A 3,877-nucleotide genomic window follows, 5' to 3' on the forward strand; every position below is an offset into this window, starting at 1 on the left:
ACCATGACTAATCCAACATTAAACAGGGTTCTAATAGGTGTAGGCGGCGGTATCGCCGCCTACAAAATTTGTGAGCTGGTTTCGACGCTGTTTAAAACTGGGGTGGAAGTGCGAGTCATCCTCACCCGTTCGGCGCAAGAATTTATTACACCTCTGACAATAGCCACCCTATCTCGTCATCCCGCCTACACAGATGATGATTTTTGGCAATCAACTCACTCTCGTCCTTTGCATATTGAGTTGGGTGAATGGGCAGATGTTATAGTAATTGCCCCCTTGACGGCTAATACATTAGCCAAGTTAGCATTCGGCATGGCTGATAATTTACTTACAAATACCGTGCTGGCTTCTACTTGTCCCATACTGTTAGCACCCGCAATGAATACGGATATGTGGGAACAGCTATCGGTGCAACGAAATTGGCAACAGCTATTAGTCGATCGCCGATATCATGGAATGAATACAGCATCGGGTTTATTAGCGTGCGATCGCATTGGTGCTGGTAGATTAGCAGAACCTCCAGAAATTTTGGCTCACATCCAATCGTTGTTATACACTCAAGGCAAACGAGATTTAGCAGGTAAGCGAGTGTTAATTAGTGCTGGGGGAACGCGAGAGTATCTTGACCCAGTTAGATTTATTGGCAATCCTTCCACAGGTAAAATGGGATTAGCTTTAGCGCAAGCAGCACTTCACCGAGGTGCAAACGTCACTCTGGTGCATGGCCCGGCTAATTGGGATGTACCATTAGGAGTACAAGCTATTTCCGTAGTCAGTGCCGAGCAAATGCAGCACGTCATGGTGGAATGTTTACCCAACGCTGATGTAATCGTCATGTCAGCAGCCGTAGCAGATGTGAAGCCAAAATATTATAGTACAGAAAAATTGCCTAAGCGATCGCTCCCCCAAGCCTTACCCTTGGAACCAGTACCGGATATAGTCGCCCAATTAGCACAACTCAAACAGCCGCATCAGATATTAATTGGTTTTGCAGCACAGTCTGGAGATATTGTCAAGCCCGCATTAGAAAAGTTGCAGAGTAAAAAACTAGATGCTATTGTTGCCAATCCCATCGATCAGCCTGATAGTGGTTTTGGGAGTGATAATAATCAAGCGATATTTTTAGATAATCAAGGACGGCAAGTAGCGATCGCACCTTGTTCTAAATTAGAAATGGCCCATCAATTATTTGATTTTGTCATCACTTGATAAATCTGCCTCAAGTTTAGGGATGTGCCTGTTCCTGCCTAATTCATCTTGTCATTTACCAACGCCGCTTAAAGCAAACTTTTTGTTACGCTTGTGTCAGGAATTGGCACAGTCCCTGTGTTGTGAAAAGCGGTAATCTACCAGGTGTTCTCCTTGCAGGTTGTTACGGCTGTCAAGACACCTGTATCTTGTATTCGATGTACTCCATCAAGACTCTTGTGTCCAGTGGTTTCCCAAGTGCTATGCAAGACTGCCACATTCGGGGTGAGGAATTTGATTTGAGTGTCAGTAATAGTCATCTGGCTATCGCTTAAGAACGACGCCAACGCCTGCGCGTGTGTTTGTTTGATCTCGGTTCGCCCTTTAAACCAACGACCTATGACATCCACGAAATCGGCATCCTCGACAAACAAATTCGCCAAGGGCTCCGCATCTTTAGCGTTCCACGCCTCGGCAAACGCGGCAATCACTGCTTTGATTGCCGCTTCATCCTTTGCACTAGTTTCTGTTGTAGACATAATGATTGTTCTCACTAATGATTTGTATTCAAGAACTACCGCTTAGGAGCGTAGCACCTTGAGTGCCACCTGGGGAAATAGCCTTGTAACACCAGCGAACTGTACCAAAATCGTCGCCATCGGCTCTAGTTAAAGGGCATTACGAAGGGTTGTGTTGCCTCAACTCTTTAATATTCCATCTGTTTGTCCAGGACTGTCCTGGATACTCAACGAATACGCTGCCGACCCCAGAGAGCGTGGCCAAAGAGTTCTTAGCTATTTGCGATCGTAACGGCTTGATGGAGGTATTCGTTATTGGAAAGCTGGGCAAGCATGAAGGAAGCCAGGTCGGCACGTGTAATCTTATGGGCCTTCTCGCCCGTATCGGCATCGAAGACTCGAACGTTCCCCTTGGCGGGGTCGTCGGTGAGCAGGGCTGGGCGAAGAATTACCCAGTCCAGACCGCTCGACTCGACAGCGGACTCCATTGCCGCTTTGTCCTTGTCCGCGCCGCGCAAAAAGGTCGAAACAAGTAAGCGCTCATAAAAGGTGGTATTCGCTTCACTATCTCCTTCGCCAATCATGGAAGTTACCACGAGACGGCGTACACCGTTTCGCTGCATGGAAGCAATGATTGTGTTGGCAGCACTCGATTCGAGCGTAGTTGCCTTGTAAGGCGTTTTACCGCCAATGGTGTCAAGAACAGCGTCTTGACCGAGGACTGCTGCGTCTATCTCGACACTATTGGTGGCGTCACCTTCGATGACGCGAACGTCCGATATCTCGTATTCGTCGGCTTTGTGAACGAAGGCCGTGACCTGATGACCAGCGGCCACAGCCTGCTCGACTACAGCTCTACCGGTCTTGCCGGCGGCTCCTATGACTAAGACTTTCATGTTTTAACTCTTTTATGCAACACTTAGGGGTTTTCTGGTCGGAGAAATGCGGCTTTAATTAGGACTTCTTCGAGAATGCCGCATGGGGCGCGAGCGGCAGAATCTGGTAGTCGGCGTAGTCGGCCTTGATGAGTGGGAAGCTGTCGATCATCTCCTGAAGGTGCTCCGGCGACTCTGCCTCGAACAGGATGACCCCGCCGCGGGTTTTAGTGTCTAGCGCCCACACTTGACGGGCGCCTCCCCCCGCGTAAAGGACTCGCACTTGCGCCTGTTCCTTGAGTTCCGTCTCTGCGAAGTCAGACGGCATACCATCGGTCTCGAACTTCTTGTTGGGCGTGAAGATAACAAGATATTGCATATGTCAACCTCTATTTAGCTTGTTTGGTTGTGAAACCTCTGCCCAATCCGCATACTTAAGAGGAATCAGCACGGTTCCTTTTCATAACTTGGTTCATTCTGTACTAAAATAGAGCAAGATGGAAGACGGCACTTTTTTCTGCCTAAGGCACAGGAAGGTAACCATGAGCCGAATCCCGAAATTTTTTGATGATGAAGATTGCCCCGTTCGAGAGATTCTCGACCACGTCGGCGATAAGTGGACGTCCCTGATTCTATCGAATCTTGTGGGCGGGAGCTTACGATTTAGCGAGATCAAACGAAGGTTGCCGGGGATCAGTCAGCGGATGCTGACAGAGACGCTCCGTGGTCTTCAGCGGAATGGCATCTTACTTCGGACCGTCTACCCCAGCATTCCACCCAAGGTTGAATATTCGCTCACGCCGCTCGGAGAGTCGCTCGTTCCACTCGTTCAAGCGCTTGTGCTTTGGTCGCTGGAACATCGCTCAGAAATACATGATGCACGTTCTACCTACGACGCAGAAGCATCGGCTCAAAAATTCAAGGTAGAGAGTGGGTGATTCAAACTACCACGACCAACCCAAGGGATAAGCAGAAGATTTATCATGAATAATATGAGCCAAGGATGGAATGAATTCAATTTGAGAAATGTAATGCCTAGGTTGGGCTGCACCTACACGCACATACTTAAAAAAACTGGTGTTGCAGAGAAAGCTTAGTATAGTTTTGCGTAAAAGCGTAGCATTTTTAATGCATCCCGATGCATTGGCATTGTAAGGCGATGCATTGCCAAGTACAGCATTTCATTAATTCGCTACTAATTAATAGAACTCTTGCAAAAGTTTTTTATGATATAATGAAGAAATTGCAAATTTGCAATTAGGACTTAAGTTAGCAGTGAAATTTTGGAGAGCCAAA

Annotated in this window: 5 protein-coding genes; 2 read left to right on the forward strand and 3 right to left on the reverse strand. The window is 47.6% G+C overall.

Features of this window, described 5'->3' with window-relative positions; genetic code table 11:
* The first annotated feature begins 3 nt into the window (after positions 1-3).
* Complete coding sequence (coaBC, locus tag V7K42_RS00065) at positions 4-1,209, forward strand: bifunctional phosphopantothenoylcysteine decarboxylase/phosphopantothenate--cysteine ligase CoaBC (protein WP_334912391.1); 1,206 nt, start codon at positions 4-6, stop codon at positions 1,207-1,209.
* A gap of 137 nt (positions 1,210-1,346) precedes the next feature.
* Here coaBC and V7K42_RS00070 read toward each other — a convergent pair whose 3' ends face one another.
* The 3 genes from V7K42_RS00070 to V7K42_RS00080 all read right to left on the reverse strand — a co-directional run bounded on the left by V7K42_RS00070 (position 1,347) and on the right by V7K42_RS00080 (position 2,960).
* The gene (locus V7K42_RS00070; protein ID WP_334912383.1) at positions 1,347-1,727 is read right to left on the reverse strand and encodes a YybH family protein; all 381 of its coding nucleotides are present in this window, start codon (positions 1,725-1,727) and stop codon (positions 1,347-1,349) included.
* Positions 1,728-1,978: 251 nt separating this feature from the next.
* Entirely contained in the window at positions 1,979-2,602 is a 624-nt protein-coding gene (locus tag V7K42_RS00075; RefSeq protein WP_334912385.1) for an NAD(P)-dependent oxidoreductase, read from the reverse strand.
* A gap of 58 nt (positions 2,603-2,660) precedes the next feature.
* On the reverse strand, positions 2,661-2,960 hold the full coding sequence (locus tag V7K42_RS00080; protein WP_334912387.1) for a muconolactone Delta-isomerase family protein: 300 nt from the start codon (positions 2,958-2,960) through the stop codon (positions 2,661-2,663).
* Positions 2,961-3,123: 163 nt separating this feature from the next.
* Between V7K42_RS00080 and V7K42_RS00085 the strand changes: the two genes are divergently transcribed.
* A complete protein-coding gene (locus V7K42_RS00085) occupies positions 3,124-3,519 on the forward strand; it encodes a winged helix-turn-helix transcriptional regulator (protein WP_334912389.1) in 396 nt (131 codons plus the stop codon).
* Positions 3,520-3,877: the final 358 nt, after the last annotated feature.

The sequence above is a fragment of the Nostoc sp. genome, assembly GCF_036917455.1.
Classification (GTDB): domain Bacteria; phylum Cyanobacteriota; class Cyanobacteriia; order Cyanobacteriales; family Nostocaceae; genus Nostoc.